Raw genomic sequence first — 23,209 nt, 5'->3', positions numbered from 1 at the left:
GATCCCTGCCGCACTAGTTCACATTGCGCACGAAGCGGTTGGCGACCTTCAGCAGCCAGGTCACGAACACCACGATGATGACGAGATAGGCCATCGCCAGCATCGTGCCGTAGCCGACATTGGAACGGTCCCGGTACTCGCGATAAATAAAGCTCGACACGGAATCGGTGGCGCCGCCCGGACCACCCGAGGTGACCGTGATGATGATGTCTGCCAGTTTCAGCTTGAAGATGATGCGCAACACGACGGCGGTCACCGACACCGGCAGCATCAGCGGGAAGGTGACCTGCCAGAAGGTTTGCCAGGCCGTGGCGCCGTCGACGCGCGCGGCCTCCAGCACCTCGCGCGACATCGCCTGCAAGCCGGCAAGCAGCATGATCATCATGAAGGGGATGAAGGTCCAGGCGTCGAGCATCATGATCGAGATACGGGCGGTGATCGGGTTGGAGAAGAAGGCGGGGTTGTCCCAGCCGAGGTGGCGGGCCAGTGTCGCCGCCGGCCCGAACCGGTACTCCATCAGCGATTTGCCGATCATCCACGAGACCGCGACCGGTGACAGCATCAGCGGCATCAGGAAGACGACGCGGAAGAATTTGCGCGCCCGGATCTGCGCGTTGAGCAGCAGCGCCAGGCCGAAGGCGATGACATATTCGACCAGCACCGCCAGCACATAGAGCACCATGTTGAACAGCGCGTTGCGATAATAGGGATCGCCGAGCATCTGCCAGAAATTGTCGAGCCCGTTGAACTTGCGGCCCGAGAATGAACTCAGGTTCCAGTCGGTCAGCGCGATGTAGAAGCCGAACAGGGTCGGGAAGATCACCATGGCGATGGTGAACAGCAGCGCCGGCAGCAGGAACAGCGCCCGCTGGCCGTCTTCGCCGCGCGTCAGCACCTGGCCGACGCCGAGCGCCACGCCCCACAGCACATAGGCGTAGACCACGGGCCGCCATGTCTCGAAGCCGATCGTGTCGACCTCGCTCTTGTAGAGGATTTGCACCAGGATCGTTGCCAGAAGGCCGAGCGTCGCGACGGCCATCAGGGCCCAACCAAGCCGTTTGCGGCCGGGCGGGATCAGATCGGTCGGTACGGAATTTGCCGGCCACGCATTCGTGGTCGAAGTCTGGTCAGCCACGCCTCTTGCCTCTTTTGCGCAAATGACCGGCCGAAGCCGGCCGAGATACGGCCCGGCGAACAGGTTCCGCCGGGCCATAACGCCTGCCTACAGACCGAGCGAGGCCTTGTAGAGCTTGATCTGGTTGTCACGGCCGATCTGGTCGGTCAGCTTCTCCCAGGCCGCGGCAATGGCATCTGCGCCCTCCTGGGCCTTCATCTTGCCGGCGAAGGTGTTAGCCAGAATGTCCTCGGCGGCTGAATAGTATTGGAAGATGCCGGGAATGCGTGGCTCGATCGCCGCGTTCGGGTGGTTGTAGCTGTCCGATTCCGACTTGAGATAGGAGGTGATGAAGGCTTCGTCATAGCCCGCCGCCACCCACTCCGGAATGTCGAAATGTGAGTTGCGGTAGGGCTGGAAGCCGGACGGGTACATCGCCGTCCAGATCGACAGGTCCTTGCCGCCGAGATGGGCGGCGGCGGACCATGCCGCCTTCTTCTTCTTCTCGTCGCTATCGACGCGGGCCATGACGTATACGCCCCAGCCGAGATAGGCGCAGTTCGGCGCATAGTTCGGTCCGCTGGCGAGTTTGTCCCACTGCCCGGTCTTGGAGTTGTAGACATCGTCGGAGCCGGGCAGGATCGAGAAGCCGGTGACGTCGCCCACGACGGAGGAGTCGTTGGTCTTGACGTTCGAGCCGACATCGCCCCACCAGGTGACCATCGAGCCGGTGCCGGCCAGGAACTGCTGGAAGGCGGTGGTGTTTGGATCGGCGTTGATTTGGTCGGCAGGCTCCGAAGGCAGCGCGTCGATCACGTCCTGTATGGCGCGCACCCAGGCCGGATTGTTGATGCGCGGCTTCATCGTGTCGGCGTCGAACAGCCAGGCCTTGTCGTCGGGGTGCTTGGCGTAGGCGGTGGCGCGGCTGCCGAGGAAATAGAAGCCGAATCCGCCCCAGGGTTTCGGCGCGTCGAGATAGCCGTAGACGTCCTGACCCTTGACCTGCTTGCCCTTGAGGAACTTGGTGACCGCCTGGACCTGCTGCCAGGTCTTCGGCACGCCCCATTCACCGCCGCCGCCGCCGTCCTTCCAGGCCTTGGCGAGGTCGGCATCGGAAAACACATCGGTGCGGTAATTGAAATTATGCGCGTCGCCGTCGACGGTCACGCGGTACTGCTTGCCGTTCCAGGTGCCGACAGGCGGCTTCAGATAATTGACGAGGTCGTCGAAATCGATCTGGGTCTTGACCCAGTCGGGCATCTCGGACGTGAGGCCCTTGCCGCAGACGTCGCCCTCGAACGGAGCGCCCATCTCGATGATGTCGAAGTCGACCGTGCCGGTGGCGATCGACTGCTGCAGGCGGGCATTGTAGTCGGCCTGCGCCAGATCGATCCAGTTGATCTTGGCGCCGGTATAGGTTTCCCAGGGCTTCAGGAAGCCGCGGAATAGCACATTGTGCAGGTTCTGGTTGTTGAGACCCATGAAGGTAAGCTCGACGCCGGCGAATTCGCCTTCCTTGACATTGGCCTTGGTCGCCTCGAGGCAGAGCTCGCCGACCTTCTGGAAGTCGGCGTCGGTCGGCTGACCCTTGCCCACGCCGGGGATCTGCAGGATTTTCGAGCGCAGCTCACTGGCGGCGGAGGCCGGGCGCGTGAGGGCGCCGAGCCCGGCGCCGGATGCGGCAGCGATCGCGGCCATCGAGGCCGCGCCCTTCAATATGTCGCGTCGGGTTGCCCCCGCGCGGACCAGCGTTTCGTAGAGACCTGTTTTCATCGATGTTCCTCCCAGAATATCTGTTGTGAATGCGGCCAAATTTCTCAGGCGCTGGAGCGCCAAACGATTCTCCCGGTTCGGAAACGAACGACGCAGGACCCCACCTGCTCGATTGAAGTTCCGTTTTTTTGGTTCGGGCAACCGGTATTCGGACCAGCGCCCGTCACTATTCTCGCAACCAAACGCCGTGTCAACGAGACCGGGTTTTGTCGGGAAGAGACCGGCTTGCCCTGGCAGGTCGCGTTGGTTAGCTTCTGCGCATACGGCAATGGAGCCGATGGGGGAGATATGGCTCAAGTCGCGATCAGCAAAGTGGCCAAGGCGTTTGGAACCGTCAAGGTTCTGCACGAAGTCAGCGTCGATATATCTGACGGCCAATTCGTGGTGCTGGTCGGTCCTTCGGGTTGCGGCAAGTCCACGCTGCTGAGAATGGTGGCGGGGCTGGAGACCGTCTCCGGCGGCACGATCGCCATCGGCGACCGTGTGGTCAACCACTTGCCGCCGGCCAAGCGCGACATCGCCATGGTGTTCCAGAACTATGCGCTCTATCCGCACAAGACAGTCGAGCAGAACATGGCCTTTGCGCTCAAGCTGCGCAAAACCGATCCGGCCGTGGTTGCCGAGCGGGTCAAGCGCGCCGCCGACATCCTCGACCTCAACCCTTATCTGAAACGCTATCCCCGGCAGCTTTCCGGCGGCCAGCGCCAGCGCGTCGCCATGGGCCGCGCCATCGTGCGCAACCCGCAGGTGTTCCTGTTTGACGAGCCGCTCTCAAATCTCGACGCCAAGCTGCGCGTGCAGATGCGCACCGAGATCAAGGAATTGCACCAGCGGCTGAAGACCACCACCATCTATGTCACGCATGACCAGATCGAAGCCATGACCATGGCCGACAAGATCGTGGTGATGCGCGACGGCCGCATTGAACAGGTCGGCGCACCGCTGGAACTGTTCGACCGGCCTGCCAACTTGTTTGTCGCCGGCTTCATTGGCTCTCCGTCGATGAACCTGCTCAAGGGCGTCGCGCGCAAGGGCGGTGTCGACATCGCCGGCGCTCTGTTCCCGGTCACGCCCGGCAGCGCCGTGGAGGAAGGGCGCGCCGTCGTCTATGGCGTGCGGCCGGAGCATCTCGAGATTCATGCCGATGGCGTGCCTGCCAAGATTTCGGTGGTCGAGCCGACTGGCTCGGAAACCCTGGTCTTCCTGCGTTTCGGGGACGGCGAGATGGTGGCGCTGTTCCGCGAACGCCACGACTTCAAGCCCGGCGATACGCTCAAGCTCAGGCCGCGGCTCGACCACATCCATCTGTTCGATGCCGAGACCGGCAGGCGTCTCTGATCTCAAACTCATTTCACGAGGAATATCATGCTCAAAGGGATCAATCCGCTCCTCAATGCCGACGTGCTCCAGGCATTGCGGGCGATGGGACACGGCGACGACCTGATTGTCGCCGACACCAACTTCCCCTCCGATTCGGTGGCGCGCCAGACGGCGCTCGGGCGGCTGCTGCGCATCGACGCGCCGGCGGCGCAAGTCGTGAAGGCGGTGCTGTCGCTCTACCCGCTGGATACGTTCGTCGACGATTCGGCCGCGCGCATGGAGATCGTCGGCAAGCCGGACGAGATCCCGCCCGTCCAGCAGGAAGTGCAAAAGGAGATCGACGCCGCCGAGGGCAAGCCATGGCCGATGCTGCCGGTCGAGCGCTACGCTTTCTACGAGCGCGCCAAGCAGGCTTACTGCGTCATCCAGACCGGCGAGCGCCGTTTCTACGGCTGTTTTGCCTTCCGCAAGGGCGTGGTCCCGCCGGATGCGGAGTAGCGGCATGCTGGCCGGCAAGCCGATCGTCATCCTCGGAGTCTTTGTCGCCGACACGGCCTATCGCGCCGCGCGGCAGCCGCGCATGGGCGAGACGATCCTTGGAACGTCCTTCACCCTCGGTCCCGGCGGCAAGGGTTCGAACCAGGCGGTTGCGGCCGGTAAGCTCGGCGCCGATGCAACCTTCCTCACGCGCCTCGGCGTCGATGCCTTCGCCGACATGGCCAAGCGCACCTGGAAGGACGCCGGCGTGAAGAATGCCGTGATCGACACGCCCGACAGCTATACGGGCGCTGCCTATATCTTCGTCGAGGAGGGCACCGGCAATAACGCCATCATCGTCAGCCCCGGCGCGGCGATGCTGATCTCGCCCGACGACATCGAGGCCAATGCCGCCTTGATTCGTGGCGCCGGCGTCTTCGTGACGCAACTCGAACAGCCCATCGAGGCGGCGCTGCGGGCGCTGGAGATCGCGCGCGGGGCAGGGGTGACGACCATCCTCAACCCGGCTCCGGCGGCCAGGCTCCCCGACCGCATCTATTCGCTCTGCGACTACCTCACGCCCAACGAGACCGAGACGGAGGAGTTGACCGGCATGAAGGTGGCCTCGGTCGATGACGCCCGCGCAGCCGCCGGCAAGCTGCTCGAAAGAGGCGCCGGCGCCGTCATCGTCACGTTGGGAGAGAAAGGCGCATTGCTGCACACGAGGGATCGGTCCGAACATGTCGCCGCCGTCAGCGCCGGCCCGGTGGTCGAGACCACGGGAGCCGGCGATGCCTTCAATGGCGGCCTGGCCGCCGCGCTGTCGCGTGGGATGGAGCCCCTGCAAGCCGTGCGCTTTGCTTGCGCCGTTGCGGGCATTTCGGTGACGAGGCCAGGCACCGCGCCGTCCATGCCGGACTTGCACGAGGTCGAGGCGCTGCTGGCGAGGGGCTGAGGCGTTTGAATGAAAGGCGCCTGAATGGTGGGCGATGACGGGCTCGAACCGCCGACATCTTCGGTGTAAACGAAGCGCTCTACCAACTGAGCTAATCGCCCGCTCCGGGCCGGACCTTTAAGCGGTCGGGGCCAGCTTCGCAAGGCCAAATGAGCGTGGGACGCCGTCGTTGCGGGCCGTATTTGCGAACAACACGCCGGCTGTCAAAAAACCTTCTCCAGTTTGATGTTATGATGGTTTCGTGCGCTTGACACCCGGTGGCGAACCCCTTATCCAGCGCCCAACGACGAACACGGCTGACACGTGCTCGTCAATGCGCGGGTGTAGCTCAGTTGGTTAGAGTGCCGGCCTGTCACGCCGGAGGTCGCGGGTTCGAGCCCCGTCACTCGCGCCATTTCTCCTAGGGAACAAACCCTTGGCTTGGGAGAAATGTCGATGTTGAATGTCAAAGTGTCTTCTTGCCGGGGATAACCCAGACCTTGCGGATCTGGGACGTGGCTCCGCGCGCCGAACCGCGGCTGCTTGTTAAAAACATCCACACAGTGAAAGCGTTTCCGGACGATCAAGGCGGCAAGAGCCAATCACCTTGTCGCCGTATGAGCTGTGATGATCCACGCGCGCGAGTGAAAGAGTACGCCCTCGCTGGTCATATGCGCCTCCAGTAGATCGCGCAGCCGCAGCAATGCCTTGTCGGCCGCCTCATCGGTTCGCGCGAGCGCGTCCTTTACAAGTTAAAGGTTGATGATCGCATCAAACGCTCTATCGACGTCTGGCCCATAGAAGACCGGTTCCCGCACGTCGATGAAATCGATCGAAACAAAGCCTGTCGTGCCCAGAAGTTCTGTAGCGAGGGTGGGATCGCCAAGTGAATACGGTTTGCGGGCATCTGCGGAAACCGCAGTTCCCGGGGCCAAAGGTTTGCCGAATGGCACCAGACCACTCGTTATTCTCCTGATTCTGCCACACCATCCACGCAAGGCGCGCGCCGTGCCGAGCGGAGGTGGCCGGCGCCCTTTTTTGGGGGCGGGTGGGGTAAACCCGACTTGCAGGACGCCGGCCAGGCGGGTTGGGGTCCGCCAGGAAGTATAATGACGGAAAACCTTATGGTTCGATATTCCGCGATAACGGAACATCTGCGCGACATGGGCGAGTTCCAGCCGATCTCAAGGGCCTATGATCCGGCTGCTCATCCACCGGCGTAGGTAGCGCATATCGGCTTTCTGGCCGCAGATCTTGTAGGTGTAGACGTTGTGCCTTTTTGCGCGCCGGAGCGCCATTATGCCGATGACCGGGAAGGCGGAGAGAGCCCGCCGACCGCTGGCATAACGGCTCTCGGCAAAGACGCCTCCCCTGGCAGCTCTGCTATCTACCAGCCCTGCCGACTATACCAGTCGTCGACGTCTCGGCGTACGCGATCCTTCTCGATGCCGTAGCGTTCCTGGATAATGCCCTCAAGCTGATCGCGTTTGCCAGCGATGCGGTCGAGATCATCATCAGTGAGCTTGCCCCACTGCTCCTTGACTTTACCCTTGACCTGCTTCCAATTTCCTTCGACGCGGTTCCAATCCATTGTGGCTATCTCCTGAATCACACATGGAAGAACGGGTGTATCGCCATGAGGTTCCGGTGGGCCAAATCCCCGCCGATCACCGCCAGCGGGGACGCTGCGGCTGCGCTTGGCATCAGTGATGATGTGCGCTGGCTTTCTTGTTCCCCTCACGCGTTGTTCACGGCGGCGCCAGCCTGAAGTCGCTCCCCTCCGGCAGCAATTGCCCGCCATCGACGACAATCGTGGTGCCGGTGATGTAGCTGGCATCGTCGGAGGCCAGGAACAGGAAGGCATTGGCGACGTCGCGCGGGCTGCCCAGCCGGCCGAGCGGAATGGCGTCTTCCATGTTCTTGATGAAGGCAGCACCCCGGTGAAGCTCCATTCCCTCGGTGAGAATGTTGCCGGGTTCGACGCCGTTGACGGTTATGCCGTAGCCGGCGAATTCGAGCGCCGCCGAACGGATCAGCCCGTTTATGCCTGCCTTGGTCGCGGAATAGTGGCCGTGGCCGGGACTGGTGACGTGCGGTCCGGTGATCGAGGAGGTGAACAGCATGCGCCCGCGGCGCTGCGCCTTCATCGGCACCAGTGCGGCGCGGGCGGCATTGAAACTGCCGCGCAGATTGACCGCCATGACGCGATCCCAGTCGTCCGGGCTGGTGTTCTCCAGCAATTGCCAGGGATAAATGCCGGCATTCTGGACGATGATGTCGAGGCGGCCATGGTGCGCGAGCGCCAGCGCGACGGCGGCCTCGACATCGGCCAAAAGCGAGATGTCCGTGCCGATGAAGGCGGCGTCAAGTTCACTGGCGGTCGCTCGCCCCACCTCGATCTCGGTGTCGGCAAGCACAAGCCTGGCGCCTTCTTCGGCGAAACGTTGGGCGATGCCCTTGCCGATGCCGCGCGCGGCGCCGACGATCAGCGCTACTTTGCCCGACAGTCTTCCGGTCTCTGGCCGTACGGTCATGCGAGCCTCTGGCGAATGGTTTGCTTGAAGGCGTCGAGCAGAACCGCCGCCAGCACCAGCAGGCCGTGAATGACCTGGGTGAAGTTGGCGGGCAGGCCCATCAGATTGATCGCCGTGTTGATTGCCGACAAAAGCAGCACGCCGGCATAGACGCCGGGTAAGGTGCCGACGCCGCCCTTCAGGCTGACGCCGCCGATGACGACGGCGGCAAAGGCGTTGAACAGCAGGCCGACGCCGAGATTGGCGGTGGCGCCCGATGTGCGGATGGCGAGCAGCCAGCCGGCAAGGCCGGCTATGGCGCCGGCAAGCACGAAGGCGATGATCAGGTTGCGGTTGACGCGAATGCCGGCGCGGAAGGTCGCTGTCTCGTTGCCGCCGATCATCACCAGATGCCTGCCGAAAGGCGTCTTGGCCATGATCAGCGAGAAGACGACGAAGCAGGCGATCGCGATCCAGGCGGTGAGCGGCAGGCCGATCAGCCGCTGGATGCCGAACCAGCGGATGGCAGGCGCCAGATCCTGCGCCGAGCGGCCGCCCGAAATGACCAGCACCAGGCCACGCACCCAGATGTAGGAGGCCAGCGTGATGATGAAGGCGCTCATCTTGACCTTGACGACCAGGAATCCGTTGAAAGCGCCGATGACGCCGCCGACGGCAAGCGCCAGCAGCAGCGAGACCGGCACCATCAGCCAGTCCGGATGCAACTGTACGCCGAAGCCGATGCCCGAAGAGCAGAACAGGATGCCGACCACCATGGCGCTGAGCGCGGCCACCGATTCGACCGACAGGTCCATGTGCCCGGCGATGATGACAAGCGCCAGGCCGATCGACATCACGCCCAGCACGCTGGAGGCTTCGATGATGTTGGCGAAAATACCGAGCTGGAAATAGTTGGGAATGAAAAGGGAGAACACCACCAGCACGAAGACCAGCATGAACCAGACGAGATTATCGAGGACGAACTCGAGGATTTGACGGGTGCGGGGGCTCATGGGCTGATCCGGTTTGGGTTCGAATGCCGCGGCGGCTCTATGCCGGGCAATTCTGCCGGGCAGGGCGGCTCCGGGCGGGTGGCCCGGAGCCGTTCTGGGGAAGGTTTATTCGACGGGCTTAACGGTGTCCGTCGGCGGCTTCTGGTTGCCCCAGAAGGCTGGATTGTCGACGTTCTCCTTGGTGATCGCGGCACCCGGGATCTTGATGTTCGGGCCCCAGGCCTCCTTGGTCACCACTGATTTCAGCCCAAGCACGTCATAGTCGCCGGGCTTGATTTCCTGCTTGTTGACGACCTTGTCCATGAACATGGCGACGGCCGCGGCCTGCGCGTAGAGCGGCTGTTCGACTTCGACGTTGAGCCAGCCCTTGCGGATCAGGTCGAGGCCGACCGGCGCGCCGTTCGAACTCATCAGCATGACGTCGCCCGGCTTCTTGCCGGCGGCCTCGAGCGAGGCGACGGCGGCGACCGAAAGATGCGCGGCGTGGCTGAAGATCAGGTCGATGTCGGGGTTGGCAAGCATCTGGTCGGCGACGATGGTGCCGGCGTTGCTGGCCTCCCATTGCATGGCCGGCAGCGAGATGATCTTGACGTCCGGGAACGCCTTCATCTTCTCTTCAAAGCCCTTTTGGATGTCGAGCGTGTAGGGATCGCCGGGGTCGCCGAGCACCTGCAGGATCTTGCCCTTCACAGCGCCGTTCTTGGCCTTCAGCAGCGCTTCGGCCTGTTCGGCGGCGACGTGGCCGATCTCGACAGTGCCGGCTACCGAGGTGAAGTCGGACGGAGTGGAGGTGATCTGGCGATCGAATTCCACGACAGGTATGCCGGCCGCGCGCGCGGCCTCGATCGACGGCTTCAGCGCGTTGAAGTCGACGGCGGCCAGGATGATCGCCTTCGGTTTCAGCGCGATGACGTCGTTCATCTGCGATTGCTGGGCGTCGGTCTTGTTGTCGGCGTTCAGCGTCTTCATCTCGTAGCCGACCTGCTTCAGGAACAGTTCCAGCGCGCTCACCGAGCCGGTCTGGAACTCATCGAGCAAGGTCGGCACCATGTAGTAGACGGTACCCTTGGACTGGGCGAATGCCGGCGTGAGCGTGGCAACTGCCAGTGCCAGGATACCGAGGACAGAAAGAAGTATTCGTTTCATGTCGTTGGCTCCTCTAGTGCCGGACCCCTCTTTTGTCCCTCAGCCCGCCGGTCCGGCACCGGCAAGCGTCTCCCCGGTGATCATGTTGATCACCGCATCGGGACTTGTTTTGTTGCGTGCGACATCGCCGGCCACGACGCCTTGCCGGATCACCACGATCCGGTCTGCGACCTGGAAGGCCTGCTGCATGATGTGGGTGATGATGACGACGCCGATGCCCTGGTTCGCCACCTGGCGGATCATGTCGAGGCCGCGCCGCGTCTGTTCGACGCCAAGCGCTGCAAACGGCTCGTCGAGCAGCACAAGCTTGCCGCCCCAGTGCACGAAGCGGTTGAGCTCGATGGCTTGCCGCTGCCCGCCCGAGAGATGCTCGACATTGGTGCGCAATGACGGAATACGGGTGCCGGCGCTGGCAAGCGCCTTGCCGACCACGGCCTCCATCGCCCGCTCGTCGAGCACTGGAATGCCGAGCACCTTGCGCGTGATCTCACGGCCCATGAAGAAATTGGCCACCACGTCGACATTCGTGCACAGCGACAGGTCCTGGTAGACGGTCTCGATGCCCGCTGCCTTGGCCTCCGCGGGGGATTTGGCAAGGAACTCCTTGCCTTCGAACAGCATGCGGCCGGAGGTGGGCTCCAGGCCGCCGGCGATGATCTTGACCAGCGTCGACTTCCCGGCGCCGTTATCGCCCAGCAACGCGACCACCTCGCCCTTGCCGATCGAGAAGCTGATACCCTTCAGCGCCTGGATCGCGCCGTAGTTCTTGGTGACGTTGTCGAGCACCAGCAAGGGTTCGCTCATCAGGCAACCTCCCTGGCTGTCAGAATATCGCGGCCGCGTTCGCGCTCGGCGGTGAACATCTGGCCGAAGCGTGGCGACAACACGCCAGAGACGGCCAATGCGGCCGCGCCGCGCAGCACGGCTTGCTGGCCGCCGCCGGCGACGACGATGCGTGGCGTCTTGCGGTCCTTGCGGGCCGAAACCGAATTGTGCAGAGGCGCAGCCGATCTCGCCAGGCGTTCGAGCAGGTCCGGCGCCGCCAGCCCGCCGAGCACGACCGTCTCGGGGTCGAAAAGGTTCTCGATGATGGCAATGGCGTTGCGGAAGATCGGGCCGACCTCGGCGACCCAATCGGCATCGCTGCCCTTCCAGCGCCCTCGCGCTTCGAGCGAGACATAACGTTCGAGGCAACCGCGATTGCCGCACGGGCAAAGCTCGCCATTGGGAACGACGGGAATATGGCCGATCTCGCCGGCATTGCCCCAGGCGCCGCGCAGCACGCTGCCGTCATGCATCATGGCGCTGCCAAGTCCGACGCCGAAATAGAGATAGTAATATTCGGAATGCTGGGCGCCGATGCCGTAGAGGCGCTCGCCCATGGCGGCCGCAGCCATGTCGCCGTCGAAAAAGGCCGGCAATCCCGTCGCCGCCGTCAGCCGCTCGCGCAGCGCCACGTCCTTCCAGCCGGCCATTGTGGTCGGCCCGATGAAGCTCATCGTGTCCACGCCGAACGGGCCGGGAAGCGCCATGCCGATGCCGATGACGCGGCCCGCGGCGCGCGTTCCGGTCAGGTCGCGGACCATGGCGCGGACCTGGTCGAACGCATGATCGGGCGTCGCGTTGGGGGCCTCGCGGTGCAAGCTGTCGATCACGTCACCGCTGAGATTGATCAGCGCCGCGTCGATCCCCAGCGGCGTCAGGTGGATGCCGACGGCATAGCCGCCCTCGGGATTGATGCGCAGCGTCGCCGGTGGCAGGCCACGGCCCTTCGGCTCCTCGCGTACGGACAGGACGTAACCCTGCTCCTCCAGTTCGCGAACGATGGTCGATACGGTTTGAACGGTCAGGCCGACGTGCCTGGCGATATCGCCTCTGGCGATGGGGCCGTACCGGCGGATCGATTCGAGCACGATGCGCCGGTTGTACGGCCGCCCGAACTCCTGATTGGTCCCTCGCAATGCCATGCCTTGCGTCCCCGGTTGAGGCAAGGTTGGCACCAAATATTTATTCAGTCAAATGGAATTCAAAAATGCGCCGCATTTGAGGGCGCGCCCGCTACGGCGGAAAAGCCGGCCGGTGTCCGGCTGATCACCGCGCCCTAGATAGCGGGACATGGATAAGATTTATGTCTTGCTGATCTTTGCCGCGGCCATTGCCATCATCTGCCTGGGCGGCAGATGGAACACATCTGATACCGACCACTATATGGGCTTCGACAATTTGCGGTCGCCCCGAAAGGGAAAAGCCCTGAACGGCGACAAGGATGCGAAAAAGCGATGAGGACGGCGCGGGATGGCGGCGGCCTGGGCCCGTTCGTTAGAGATACTGCGCGACCTTCTTGCCGACCGTGAGGAAACGCAAAGGATCGATCGCTTCGCCATTGTGGCGGACTTCGTAATGCAGATGCGGGCCGGTCGAGCGACCGCTGCTGCCGGTCTTGCCGATGACAGCGCCGGCATCCACTTTTTCGCCCACGGTCACGTCGATTTCGCTGAGATGTCCATAGCGCGTGGCAAACCCATTGCCGTGATCGACTTCGACCATGCGGCCATAGCCGCCATTCCAGCCGGCCTTGGTGACCACGCCTGGCGCGGTGACCTTGGCCGCCATGCCGATCGGCGCCCTGAAGTCCATTCCTGAATGCAGGGCGGCCGTGCCGAGGATCGGGTCGGTGCGCACCCCGAACGGGCTGGTGACGGAATGACCGGGTGCGGGATTCGCGAGCGGCAGTCGGCGTGCTTCCTTCTTGAGTTGGTCGAGCGTGTCCAGCGCCTCGTCCAGTTCCTTGACCTTGCTGTCGAAAAACATCGAGCTATCGAGCGGGATCAGCGGTCCGCCGACATCGCTTTCGTTCTTGCCGAAGTCGCTGTCGACCGGCAGCCCGGCCGCCTCGAGCGCCTGGGTTATGGCGTCGGCATTCTTGTAGGCGTTGTCAGCAAGTATGCTGATGCGCGTGAGCTGGTCGTTCTCGATGGATTTCAACGACTTGTTGATCGAAATGAACAGTTTGTCGGCACGATCGGCGGCTGAATCGTTCGGCAGCGGATCGGAGCGGGTCGCCCACAGGGAGAACGGCCTGGTGTCGGCGGTGCCAGTGGCGGCGCCGAGGCTGGCCAGCGCGTAGCTTTGAGCAGGCTGGGCGATGCTGCCGGTCACTTCGGCGTGTTTGTCAGGCTTTGCCGGCACTGCCGGATCTTCGGCCGTCGCTGCGCCGACTTCATTTTCGGCGCGGTCGAGCAGCGGGCCGAGGCGGCCGTGGCGCTGGCTGAGCTGCGTCTGGCGCTCCAAAAGCTCGCTCACCTTGGTTTCCATCAATTGCTGGTCAAGCAACTGCCGGCTGGTGATGCGGTCGACCTGGGCGCGAAGCGCCGAGATGCGGTCTTCGTAAGCCTGCTGCATGCGGGCCTGGCGCGCGGTGGTGGCGCCGATCAGGTCGTCGCGCAGCACGAGATAGGAGGTGGCCAGCAGGTAACCGATGGCGATCGCCGCCAGCGCCGAACAGAGAAATACAACCAGCCAGGGCCGGATCGTGAAGTGCCTGATCTCGCTGCCGCGAGCGATGATGACTGTATGCGGTTCCTTGCGCCTGCCAAAGATCGCGGACTGACCGGTTGCGTTCACGGGACCAAGCTTTCGTTTACGACACCACGACAGCCCGACTACACATTATTAAGGTTAACAAAGCTTTGCCGAAGCAAGACGCCGGCAAGAATTGCCCGCAAAGCGAGCATGGGGTTGCTTCGCGTCGCTTTCTGAAAACAAGGGCGCGGAGGCGCCCCTCAAATCGCCCGCACAGCTTCCAGCACCTCCTCGGCATGGCCCTTGACGCGCACCTTGCGCCAGATCCTGGCGATGCGCCCGTCGCGGCCGATCAGGAACGTCGCGCGCTCGACACCCATGTATTTGCGGCCATACATCGATTTTTCGACCCAAAGGTGGTAGGCCTCGATCACCTTGCGCTCCTCGTCGGAGGCAAGGTCGATGGTAAGATCGTATTTCGACTTGAACTTGTCGTGCTTCCTGGCGCTGTCGGGCGACAGGCCGATGACGACGGCGCCGGCCTTCTCGAACTCCGGCTTCAGCTGCGAAAAGCTGATCGCTTCGGCGGTGCAGCCGGTGGTGTCGTCCTGTGGGTAGAAGTAGAGGACGACAGGTCTGCCGGCAAAGCCGGCCAGGCTGAGCGAACCACCGCCGTCCCGCGGCAACTCGAATTGCGGCGCGGGATCGCCCACATTGAGGTCAGCCATATCCATGCCCTTGTTTGAGGTTACGCGCGAAGCCACACCGATATAGTGTCGAGCGGGGATTCGTCCACGAGCGAGTTCGTAGAACGGAAAATTGCGTGGATCAGGAGCAACCGCAGCACGAGAAGATCAGGTTCAGGCGGGATGAAATCACCGACCTGGGCGCCTTGCCATCGGCTTGCCGCGTTCCGCCGCTCGGCCAGGCGGCGATCGGCCGCGGCTTTCGTATCCTATCGCGGCTGTTTGCCGGCGCCGTTGCGCTGGTGCTGCTGGCGGGGGTGGCTGTCTATCTCATCGGTGTCTCCGGAATAGGGGCCGACCGGCTGCGCGTCGAGGCGGAGGCCGCCATCGAGAAGCTAGCGGGTGTCGATGTCGATGTTGCGGTCGGGCCGGCCCGCATCACCCTCGACAGTTCGAGCTTCGTCGCGCTCCAGGTGAGCGACGTCAGCCTGAAGGCCAGCGACGGTAAACCCATGGCCGATGCGGGCAGGGTGCGTTTCGGCATCCGCCTGCTGCCGCTGCTTCGAGGCGAGGTGCGGCTGACCAGCGCCAGGATTTCCGATGCGCGCATCGTTACCGCGGCGATGCCGTCGGGCGGCGACTGGACGGCCGAGCTGCGCAATCGGGACGGGCTGATCGATCCCGAAAAATTGTCCGATGCGCTCTTTGCCAATATCAATCACGCTCTCGATGCGGTGCGCGAGGAATCGCTGCACCGTATCGATCTTCACAATGTGGCATTCGTCTTGCCCGACACCGAGGCGGTCAGGTTGATCACCGTCGCCGACGCGGTCGTCCTGCAGTCGGGGACAGGCGGCATGGAGTTCTCCTCGCAGGCAAATGTCGACGGCAAGGCGGTGACCGTCGCCGCATCCGCCAGCCGCGATGCCGAGACCCGGCGCGTGATGTCGCTGGATGCCACCGTCGGCATCGCCGAAGACGGCGGCGAAAGCGGCGCAATGGCGTCCGGCGGCAAGTTGGGGGCGCTCAGCATGACGCTCAAAGGGTCGCAGGGGGCCGACGACACCGCGTCGCGGCTGACGGCTGCCCTGTCGTCCAGGGGATCGGTGCTTGATCTCGGCACGCGTGGCCTGCTGTCGGCCGATGTCGATCTCGGCGCCACGCTCGTCCGCGGCAGCAACAAGATCCAGGTGGACAGGCTGTTGCTGAAGACCGGCCGCTCGACCTTCGATTTCGCCGGCTCGATCGGGCCCAGGCCCGCGACCGGCGCCGCCGGAGAGGAGCCGGCCTACCGATACGATCTGACCAGTGACGGCTCGACGCTGGCGCCTTCGGAATCGCCGGAGCCAGCGCTCACCTTCCTTGCCCGCATCGCCGGCGTCTACCAGACAAAAAGCCATAAATTGGTAGCCGATCAGATCGCAGTCCGGTCGGCCGCTTCCAGCGAGGTCCTTGGAACCGCGGCCGTGGAGTTCGTTGACGGCAAGGCTCCCGGCATCAATCTGGCGCTCAACGTGCACGACATGCCGGTCTCGCACGTCAAGCAGCTTTGGCCATGGTTTTCGGCGCGCAACGCGCGGCTCTGGGTATTGGACAATCTGTTCGGCGGCCGCGTCGTCGATGCCAATCTTCAATTCCAGGTGGTGCCTGATCGCCTCGGCAATGGCGTGCCGCTTTCCGCCGACGAGGTGTTCGGCCGCTTCCAGATCGAAGGATCGCGTTTCGACACGGCTGGCCGCATCCCGCCGATACGCGATGCCGTCGGCGTCGTCGCCTTCCACGGCAATGACGTCGATATCTCCCTGTCTTCCGGTACTGTCTTCATGCCCAGCGGCCGCACGGTGGCGGCCAGCAACGGCACGCTGACGGTCAAGGCGGCCAACCGCCCGCCGGTCGTCGGCGCGCTCGACATCGACGTTGCCGGCGAAGCGTCCGCGGTCGCTGAACTTGCCTCCTACGAGCCGATCAATGCCATGCGCCATGTCGGCTTCCTGCCCGAAGACCTGTCCGGCAGCGTCACCGGCCATGTCAGGGCCGATATTCCGCTGCAATCCGGCGTCGACAGCTCGAAGCTCGATTGGCTGGTATCGCTCGACTACAGCGGGCTTTCACTGGCCAAGCCGTTCGAAGGCCAGAGCGTCACGGATGCCGACGGTTCCGTCACGGTCGACCCTGAAAAGGCTGTGATTTCCGCCAAGGCATCCCTGAACGGCATTCCGGCCGAACTCGACCTGATCGAGCCGCTGGAGAATGGCGGACCGGCACGCAGCCGCAAGGTGGCCCTGGTGCTCGACGACAAGATCCGCGCCGCCGCCATGCCGGGGCTGGCCCCGTTGCTGGGCGGAACCGTGAAAGTCGCGATCGACAAAAGCGGCGACGGCAACCAGAACGTCTCGGCCGACCTGACCAATGCCAGGCTCGACATCCCCTGGGCCGGATGGAGCAAGGGGGCAGGGATTCCCGCAAGTGCTACATTCGTCATGACCACGTCCGGCGATACCACGACGCTGTCCGACTTCGACCTCGGCGGCAAGACATTTTCCGTCGACGGCAACATCGTGCTGGTCAACGGGGCCCTGTCGTCGGCAAAGTTCAGCAAAGTCGCGCTGAACCGGGGCGACGACGTGGCGGTATCCGTCAAGCGATCGGGCAGGGGCTATGCAGTCAACATCAGCGGCAACGCCCTGGATGCCCGCTCGCTGATCAAGCAGTTCACCTCCGACGTCGACACCGCGACCAAGACGACGGGCGCCGACGCGATTTCCGTCAGCGCCGACGTCGATCGGCTGACCGGTTTCCACGACGAGCAACTGTCCAACCTCAAGCTCGACTACAGCGCGGCCGGTTCGAAGGTGAACGGGCTGAAGGTCAGCGCCACTGCAAGTTCGGGAGCCGCCATAGCCATCAGCAACACGAGCAGCGCCGGCCGACGCTCGCTCAACGTACAGTCGGCGGACGCCGGTGCGATACTGAGATTCCTCAACATCTACGAGCACATGGAAGGTGGGGCGATTGCCCTGGCCTTGTCGGGAGCGGGCGACGGGCCGATGAAGGGCAAGGTGGACACGACGAACTTCTTCGTCGTCAACGAACCGAAGCTCGCATCCATCGTCTCGACCACACCCGCAGGCGACAGCCGCAGCCTCAATCAGGCGGTCAAGGGCAAGCTCGACACCTCGCGGGTACAGTTCGAACGCGGTTACGCCGAGATCGAGAAGGGCAGCGGCTATCTCAGGCTGGCCAACGGCGTGCTGCGCGGTCCCCGCATCGGCACGACGTTCCAGGGCACGCTCTATGACCAGAACAACAATATGGACATGACCGGCACCTTCATGCCGGTATACGGCCTCAACCGCATCTTCGGTGAACTGCCCATCGTCGGCGCGCTTTTGGGCAATGGCCGCGACCGCGGCCTGATCGGCGTGACCTACCGGCTCAAGGGCAACGCCAACAAGCCGCTGCTCGACATCAACCCGCTCTCGGTGATCGCGCCGGGGATATTCAGGTCGATCTTCGAGTACCGGTGAAGGGGCCTCAGATCGGCCGCACCAGAATGTGTTTTTTCCTGCCCAGTGAAAGCTTTACGACGTTTTCCGGACTCAAATCCTGAAGCGTGACCGTGCGACGGTCATCGCTGACAGGCTGATCATTGAGCCGCACCGCACCGCCTTGCACATGCCGCCGCGCTTCGCCGTTGGACGCCGCCAGCCCGGCGGTCACCAGCAGCGCCAGGATGCCGACGCCGGCTTCGAGCTTGGCGTTTTCAACCTCGACGCTCGGCAGCGTCTCGGCGAGGGCACCTTCCTCGAAGGTCTTGCGTGCGGTTTCGCTGGCCTGTTCGGCGGCGCCGCGACCATGGAGCAACGCGGTGATCTCCGTGGCGAGGATCTTTTTCGCCTCGTTGATCTCGGACCCACCGAGCTTCTCCAGGCGCGCCACCTCGTCCAACGGCAGCGTCGTGTAGAGCTTCAGGAAACGGCCGACATCGGCGTCCTCGGTGTTGCGCCAATACTGCCAGAATTCGTAGGGCGAGAGCATCTCGGCATCGAGCCAGACCGCGCCCGTGGCGGACTTGCCCATCTTGGCGCCCGACGAGGTGGTGAGCAGCGGCGTCGTCAGCGCATAAAGCTGCGCGTCCTCCATGCGGCGACCGAGATCGATGCCGTTGATGATGTTGCCCCACTGGTCGGAGCCGCCCATCTGCAGACGGCAGCCGAGGCGCTTGTAGAGCTCGACGAAGTCGTAGGCCTGCAGGATCATGTAGTTGAATTCGAGGAAGGACAACGACTGCTCGCGGTCGAGCCGCAGCTTGACGGAATCGAACGCCAGCATGCGGTTGACCGAAAAGTGACGGCCGACGTCGCGCAGGAAATTGACGTAGTTGATCTCCATCAGCCAGTCGGCGTTGTTGACCATGATCGCGTCATTCGGGCCGCTGCCGAATTTGAGATACGGCATGAAATTGCGGCGGATGCCGGCGAGATTGTCGTCGATGTCGCGCGGGGTCAGAAGCTTGCGCGCCTCGTCCTTGAAGGAAGGGTCGCCGATCATCGAGGTGCCGCCGCCCATCAAGGCGATCGGCCGATGGCCGGTCTGCTGCAGCCAGTGCAACATCATGATCTGGATCAGCGAGCCGGCGTGCAGGCTCTTGGCGGTCGCGTCGAAGCCGATATAGGCCGTCACCGTCTCCTTGGCGAAGAGATCGTCCAGCCCGGCATCATCCGAAGTCTGGTGGATGAAGCCGCGCTCGCTCATCGTGCGCAGGAAATCGGATTTGAAGGCAGGCATTTTTTCTTTCCCGAAGCGTCCGCCCGTCCGGCGCGGGCGTATGTGAAAGCGCGCGTTTAGCACCCAAGCGCGATCAGCAAAAGTGGATTCCGGTTTTGCGCCCGATCGCACTTCGACCAGGGGCTTGGCAATCACTTGTTGTTGAAACGCCGCAAGCCGCCTCTCGGCGCGGATGCTTGCTTCATTGTTTGTGCTGGCGTAATGAGGCGCGCGCCAAAAGGTCCTTGCAGCCCACGACCTCAAGCGGCACCGCACGGCATCCACCCAATGCCATATCCGACGACAGAGCCCCACGCGACATGCCGGACGCATTGATATCCATCGTCATTCCTTGCAGGAACGAGGCGGCAAACCTGCCGCTGCTGATCGATGAGATCGAGGCGGCGATGACCGGGCGCGACTTCGAACTGATCATCGTCAACGACGGCTCGACCGACGAAACCGCAGCCGTTCTCGCCAGGCAGGCAGCACTTCGCCCGTTTCCAGTCAGGGAATTGCGGCACGAGAAATCCGCCGGCCAGAGCCTCTCGGTACGCTCCGGCGCCTGGGCGGCGCGCGGAAGCATCGTCGCCACGATCGACGGCGATGGCCAGAACGATCCTCAGTACATTCCCATGCTGGTCGACGCCTTGCGGCGGGCCGGGCCCGGCTACGGCGCCGCGCAAGGGCAGCGCCTGAAGCGCCGCGACAGCAAGGTCAAGCAACTGGCATCGCGGTTCGCCAACTGGCTGAGAAACGCCATCCTGCATGACGAGACGCGCGACACAGGCTGCGGCCTGAAGGCGGTCCACACCGAGATCCTGCGCAAGCTGCCGTTCTTCGACGGCACCCATCGTTTCGTTCCGGCGCTGGTCATCCAGGAAGGATACCATGTCGTGCATTGCGACGTCGTCGACCGCTCCCGCCGCCACGGCAAGTCGAACTACGGAATTTTCGACCGTGGCCTGCAGGGCGTGCTCGATCTCTGCGGCGTCTGGTGGCTGCGCCGCAGGCGTCGCCGGATGCCAAAAGTAGAGGAAATCACGCATGGTTAACGTGCTTCAGGAACTGGTGACCTGGATCCACCGGGTCTTCATCGAACAGTTCAACGCGTGGATCCTGCTCGGCTTCGTCGCCCAGTTCTTTTTCACCATGCGCTTCGTCGTGCAGTGGCTCGCATCGGAAAAGGCCAAGCGAAGCGTCGTGCCGATCGCCTTCTGGTTCTTCTCGCTGTTCGGCGGAGGTCTGTTGCTGATTTATGCGATCAAGCGGCAGGACCCGGTGTTCATCGCCGGCCAGGGCATGGGCTTGTTCATCTACATCAGAAATCTCTGGCTGATCGCCAATGAACGCAAGGCGGCGATGACGAAGGTCGATTGAGCGGCTTTGCGCATCAGGGAAGAATGGTCGGAGAGGCTGGAATATGGCGCTGAACAGGAACTACATCCTTCTTTTCCTGTTCAGCCTGGTGATGACGGTGTCGGGACTTGCGTCCATGCCGCCGCTGGACCGTGACGAGCCGCGCTTCGTCCAGGCCACCAAGCAGATGGTCGAGAGCGGCGATTATGTCGACATCCGCTTTCAGGACGCTTCGCGCTACCAGAAGCCGATCGGCATCTATTGGCTGCAATCCGCGGCCGTGGCTCTAAGCGGCAAGGGCGCCGCCGCACCAATATGGGTCTACCGCCTGGTGTCGACGCTGGGCATCGCCCTGGCCGTTCTCGGCATCGCCTGGACGGGCACCAGGCTTTTCGGAGCCAGTGCCGGCATCGCCGCCGGCCTGGTGATGGCGGCGATCTTCGCCACCGCCTTCGAGGGCCGCGACGCCAAGACCGATGCGATGCTGCTGGCCTGCTGCGTGGCGGCGCAGGGCGCGCTGGCGCAGATTTACCTGGCATCGCGCCGCAACGAGCCCGTCGCCGGCCATCTGTGGTGGATATTCTGGCTGGCGCAAGGGGCCGCGATCCTCATCAAGGGGCCGATCGCCCCACTGCTGTCGGCGCTCACCATCGCTGTCTTGTTTGCATTCGAACGCGACGGGCGCTGGCTGTCGAAGCTCAAGGTGGGGCGCGGCCTGCTGCTCGTCGTCCTGATCGTGTTGCCCTGGCTCGCCCTGATCACCTGGAAAAGCGACGGCGCCTTCCTCCAGCAGGCTGTCGGCAAGGATATGCTCGGCAAGGTCGCCCAGGGCGAGGAATCGCACGGCCTGCCGCCCGGCTTCTACATGTTGACCTATTCGCTGTTCATGTGGCCGTTCGGCCTGATCGCCGTCGGCGCCGGCCTGCAAGCCCTCAACCGGCTGCGCGATGATGTCAGGCTGCGCTTCTGCCTCGCTTGGTACATCCCCTTCTGGCTGGTATTCGAACTGATTCCGACCAAGCTGCCGCACTACGTGCTGCCGGCCTATCCCGGCATGGCGCTGCTGATCGGCTGGCTTTTGACATTGCAGCCGCAGGAAGCCAATGCGCCGCTCCGGCGCTGGCAGCAATGGTTATGGTGGTCGACTGCATTCGGCCTGGTCGTGGTCAGCCTCGGCCTGGCTGCGGTCTCCGTGGGCGCCCCGATCTATCTCACCCATACTTTCTCGTGGTGGAGCATTCCGGCCGCCGCGTCGGCGCTCGGCGCCGGCTATCTGGCCTTCTCGCGACAGTTGCAAGTGCCGCTTGCCCGTATCGGCGCCGTCGCCGCCTGTGCGGGCATCGCCTACGGGTTGCTGTTTGGTATCATCGCCCCGTCCTTGAAGCCGATATGGCTGAGCCCGGCGATCAACCAGGCTGTGCGCGTCTACAAGCCTTGCGACACCTCGATGCTGGCGTCGGCGCGGTATCACGAGCCGAGCCTTGTGTTCCTGGTGGGCACGAAAACGATACTGACCGACATCGATGGCGTGGCAAAGCATCTGCTTGCCGACCCCGCCTGCGCGCTGGGACTGGCGCCGGTCGAGGATGAGCAGAAACTCAATGGATTGCTGGCCGGGCAAGGCAAGGCGGCGAGCCGTCTTACGACGATCGACGGGGTCAACTTTTCATCGGGAGACAAAATGTCGCTCGGCCTCTACCGTATCGCCCAATGAGTTCGACAACGGGATCGGGTTTTCAATGCTGGTGAAACCGCGCCCTTCCGTTTCCGTTGCGCCCGCTGCGGTGGTGCGTCGGTCGGTCGGCAATTTCCGCGACACGCTGCGGATCGTGAGAGGGCGCTTCGCCGCTCGTTCCGCCTCGTATCCCAAGGTCATATGGCCGCTCTGGATCTCGGCCTGGATTTTGCTCACGGCAGCGGCCTTCGCCGGCCTCGACACGCCGGCGGGACTGCTGCACGGCCGGTGGTCGGCGGGCTTCGGCCGGCTTGCCGAGTTCCTGACGCAGTTCGGCCTAGGCGGCTGGTATCTCATCCCTCCGGCACTCTTGCTCATAGGGGCCAATCTGACGGACTGGCGAAGCCTGTCGCGGCGGTCATTGATACTCGTCTACAATTGGACCTGCCTGGCGTTCCTTGCGTTGAGCGCCATCGGCCTGTCCGGCCTGCTGGTCAATGTCCTGAAATATGCGATCGGCCGCGCGCGCCCGCTCTATTTTCAGGATCTTGGTGTGCTGTCTCTGCGTCCCTTCGCCTTCGATGCGCGCTTTGCCGGTTTTCCGTCCGGTCACGCCACGACGATGGGGGCCGTGTTCGGCATCCTGCTGCTTTTGTTCCCGCGGCGCTGGTACATCGCCTTGCCGGTCACGGCCTGCATAGCCTCGACGCGGGTCTTCGTCGGCGCGCATTATCCGAGTGATACCGTCGCCGGCTTTGGTCTTGGCTTTGCCTTCGCGCTGGTTTGCGGACTGGTCTTTGCCCGGCTCGGCTTCATCTTCAGCCCGACACGATCGGGATTGCCGGTGCGCAAGCAGACGTTTCGGCTGATCGGTCGAACAAGCCGAACGGCCGTCTGATCCATCGAGCCT

Annotated in this window: 20 protein-coding genes, 2 tRNA genes and 1 pseudogene; 10 read left to right on the top strand and 13 right to left on the bottom strand. The window is 63.5% G+C overall.

Annotated features, from left to right (window positions below; translation table 11 throughout):
- Window positions 1–13 precede the first annotated feature (13 nt).
- The gene (locus tag FJ940_RS08085) at window positions 14–1,135 is read right to left on the bottom strand and encodes a sugar ABC transporter permease (protein ID WP_140521848.1); all 1,122 of its coding nucleotides are present in this window, start codon (window positions 1,133–1,135) and stop codon (window positions 14–16) included.
- A gap of 87 nt (window positions 1,136–1,222) precedes the next feature.
- Window positions 1,223–2,887 (bottom strand): sugar ABC transporter substrate-binding protein, encoded by a 1,665-nt coding sequence (locus FJ940_RS08080; RefSeq protein WP_140493924.1) that lies wholly within the window; start codon window positions 2,885–2,887, stop codon window positions 1,223–1,225.
- Window positions 2,888–3,175: 288 nt separating this feature from the next.
- Between FJ940_RS08080 and ugpC the strand changes: the two genes are divergently transcribed.
- From ugpC to rbsK, 3 genes are read left to right on the top strand one after another with little or no spacing between them, the layout of a single operon-like run.
- Window positions 3,176–4,225, top strand: a complete 1,050-nt coding sequence (ugpC, locus tag FJ940_RS08075; RefSeq protein WP_140493922.1) for a sn-glycerol-3-phosphate ABC transporter ATP-binding protein UgpC — start codon at window positions 3,176–3,178, stop codon at window positions 4,223–4,225.
- Window positions 4,226–4,252: 27 nt separating this feature from the next.
- A complete protein-coding gene (locus FJ940_RS08070) occupies window positions 4,253–4,705 on the top strand; it encodes an RbsD/FucU family protein (protein WP_140493920.1) in 453 nt (150 codons plus the stop codon).
- A gap of 4 nt (window positions 4,706–4,709) precedes the next feature.
- Window positions 4,710–5,639 carry a ribokinase gene (gene rbsK, locus FJ940_RS08065; protein ID WP_140656085.1) on the top strand — a complete coding sequence of 310 codons (930 nt, stop codon included), beginning with the start codon at window positions 4,710–4,712 and terminating at the stop codon, window positions 5,637–5,639.
- A gap of 25 nt (window positions 5,640–5,664) precedes the next feature.
- Here the strand turns inward: rbsK and FJ940_RS08060 are convergent.
- Window positions 5,665–5,740: transfer RNA gene (locus FJ940_RS08060), tRNA-Val, on the bottom strand.
- 216 nt (window positions 5,741–5,956) lie between these two features.
- Here FJ940_RS08060 and FJ940_RS08055 point away from each other — a divergent pair.
- Window positions 5,957–6,033: transfer RNA gene (locus tag FJ940_RS08055), tRNA-Asp, on the top strand.
- 187 nt (window positions 6,034–6,220) lie between these two features.
- Here the strand turns inward: FJ940_RS08055 and FJ940_RS08050 are convergent.
- The 7 genes and pseudogenes from FJ940_RS08050 to FJ940_RS08020 all read right to left on the bottom strand — a co-directional run.
- Window positions 6,221–6,626 (bottom strand): annotated as a pseudogene (locus FJ940_RS08050) (methyltransferase); the annotation flags it as partial.
- 379 nt (window positions 6,627–7,005) lie between these two features.
- Window positions 7,006–7,209, bottom strand: coding sequence for a CsbD family protein (locus FJ940_RS08045; RefSeq protein ID WP_140493912.1), 204 nt, complete (start codon window positions 7,207–7,209; stop codon window positions 7,006–7,008).
- Window positions 7,210–7,366: 157 nt separating this feature from the next.
- Window positions 7,367–8,152, bottom strand: a complete 786-nt coding sequence (locus tag FJ940_RS08040; protein ID WP_140522020.1) for an SDR family oxidoreductase — start codon at window positions 8,150–8,152, stop codon at window positions 7,367–7,369.
- Window positions 8,149–9,144, bottom strand: a complete 996-nt coding sequence (locus FJ940_RS08035; protein WP_140556947.1) for an ABC transporter permease — start codon at window positions 9,142–9,144, stop codon at window positions 8,149–8,151. Before FJ940_RS08035 ends, FJ940_RS08040 begins: the two co-directional genes overlap by 4 nt.
- Before the next feature lie 105 nt (window positions 9,145–9,249).
- Complete coding sequence (locus FJ940_RS08030; RefSeq protein WP_140515774.1) at window positions 9,250–10,290, bottom strand: sugar ABC transporter substrate-binding protein; 1,041 nt, start codon at window positions 10,288–10,290, stop codon at window positions 9,250–9,252.
- A gap of 39 nt (window positions 10,291–10,329) precedes the next feature.
- Window positions 10,330–11,094 (bottom strand): ATP-binding cassette domain-containing protein, encoded by a 765-nt coding sequence (locus tag FJ940_RS08025; protein ID WP_140493903.1) that lies wholly within the window; start codon window positions 11,092–11,094, stop codon window positions 10,330–10,332.
- Window positions 11,094–12,257 carry an ROK family transcriptional regulator gene (locus tag FJ940_RS08020; RefSeq protein ID WP_140515776.1) on the bottom strand — a complete coding sequence of 388 codons (1,164 nt, stop codon included), beginning with the start codon at window positions 12,255–12,257 and terminating at the stop codon, window positions 11,094–11,096. The genes FJ940_RS08025 and FJ940_RS08020 overlap by 1 nt, the downstream gene beginning before the upstream one ends.
- Window positions 12,258–12,423: 166 nt before the next feature.
- Between FJ940_RS08020 and FJ940_RS28410 the strand changes: the two genes are divergently transcribed.
- Window positions 12,424–12,573 (top strand): hypothetical protein, encoded by a 150-nt coding sequence (locus FJ940_RS28410; RefSeq protein WP_181171747.1) that lies wholly within the window; start codon window positions 12,424–12,426, stop codon window positions 12,571–12,573.
- 36 nt (window positions 12,574–12,609) lie between these two features.
- Here FJ940_RS28410 and FJ940_RS08015 read toward each other — a convergent pair whose 3' ends face one another.
- Together FJ940_RS08015 and FJ940_RS08010 are read right to left on the bottom strand one after the other, a co-directional pair.
- Window positions 12,610–13,914 carry a M23 family metallopeptidase gene (locus tag FJ940_RS08015; protein ID WP_140656082.1) on the bottom strand — a complete coding sequence of 435 codons (1,305 nt, stop codon included), beginning with the start codon at window positions 13,912–13,914 and terminating at the stop codon, window positions 12,610–12,612.
- Window positions 13,915–14,072: 158 nt separating this feature from the next.
- Window positions 14,073–14,540: a peroxiredoxin gene (locus FJ940_RS08010; RefSeq protein WP_140493897.1), complete on the bottom strand. Its 468-nt coding sequence runs from the start codon at window positions 14,538–14,540 to the stop codon at window positions 14,073–14,075.
- A 95-nt stretch (window positions 14,541–14,635) separates the two neighbouring features.
- Here FJ940_RS08010 and FJ940_RS08005 point away from each other — a divergent pair, with 95 nt between their 5' ends.
- Window positions 14,636–18,025 (top strand): DUF3971 domain-containing protein, encoded by a 3,390-nt coding sequence (locus tag FJ940_RS08005; RefSeq protein WP_140656079.1) that lies wholly within the window; start codon window positions 14,636–14,638, stop codon window positions 18,023–18,025.
- A gap of 7 nt (window positions 18,026–18,032) precedes the next feature.
- Here the strand turns inward: FJ940_RS08005 and tyrS are convergent, their stop codons facing one another.
- The gene (gene tyrS / locus FJ940_RS08000; protein WP_140493893.1) at window positions 18,033–19,286 is read right to left on the bottom strand and encodes a tyrosine--tRNA ligase; all 1,254 of its coding nucleotides are present in this window, start codon (window positions 19,284–19,286) and stop codon (window positions 18,033–18,035) included.
- A gap of 299 nt (window positions 19,287–19,585) precedes the next feature.
- Here tyrS and FJ940_RS07995 point away from each other — a divergent pair, with 299 nt between their 5' ends.
- Genes FJ940_RS07995 through FJ940_RS07980 form a run of 4 tightly spaced genes read left to right on the top strand, consistent with a single transcriptional unit; the run spans window position 19,586 to window position 23,197 of the window.
- Window positions 19,586–20,320: a glycosyltransferase family 2 protein gene (locus FJ940_RS07995; protein WP_140515786.1), complete on the top strand. Its 735-nt coding sequence runs from the start codon at window positions 19,586–19,588 to the stop codon at window positions 20,318–20,320.
- On the top strand, window positions 20,313–20,645 hold the full coding sequence (locus FJ940_RS07990) for a lipid-A-disaccharide synthase N-terminal domain-containing protein (protein ID WP_140493889.1): 333 nt from the start codon (window positions 20,313–20,315) through the stop codon (window positions 20,643–20,645). The genes FJ940_RS07995 and FJ940_RS07990 overlap by 8 nt, the downstream gene beginning before the upstream one ends.
- A 43-nt stretch (window positions 20,646–20,688) precedes the next feature.
- Window positions 20,689–22,338, top strand: a complete 1,650-nt coding sequence (locus tag FJ940_RS07985) for a glycosyltransferase family 39 protein (RefSeq protein WP_181167567.1) — start codon at window positions 20,689–20,691, stop codon at window positions 22,336–22,338.
- A 25-nt stretch (window positions 22,339–22,363) separates the two neighbouring features.
- A complete protein-coding gene (locus FJ940_RS07980; RefSeq protein ID WP_140656077.1) occupies window positions 22,364–23,197 on the top strand; it encodes a phosphatase PAP2 family protein in 834 nt (277 codons plus the stop codon).
- The last annotated feature ends 12 nt before the right edge of the window (window positions 23,198–23,209 follow it).

The organism is Mesorhizobium sp. B2-3-7 (assembly GCF_006442695.1).
Lineage (GTDB): Bacteria > Pseudomonadota > Alphaproteobacteria > Rhizobiales > Rhizobiaceae > Mesorhizobium.
Note: the sequence above shows the minus strand (reverse complement) of the source record. Positions and strands in the feature narration are given on the sequence as shown.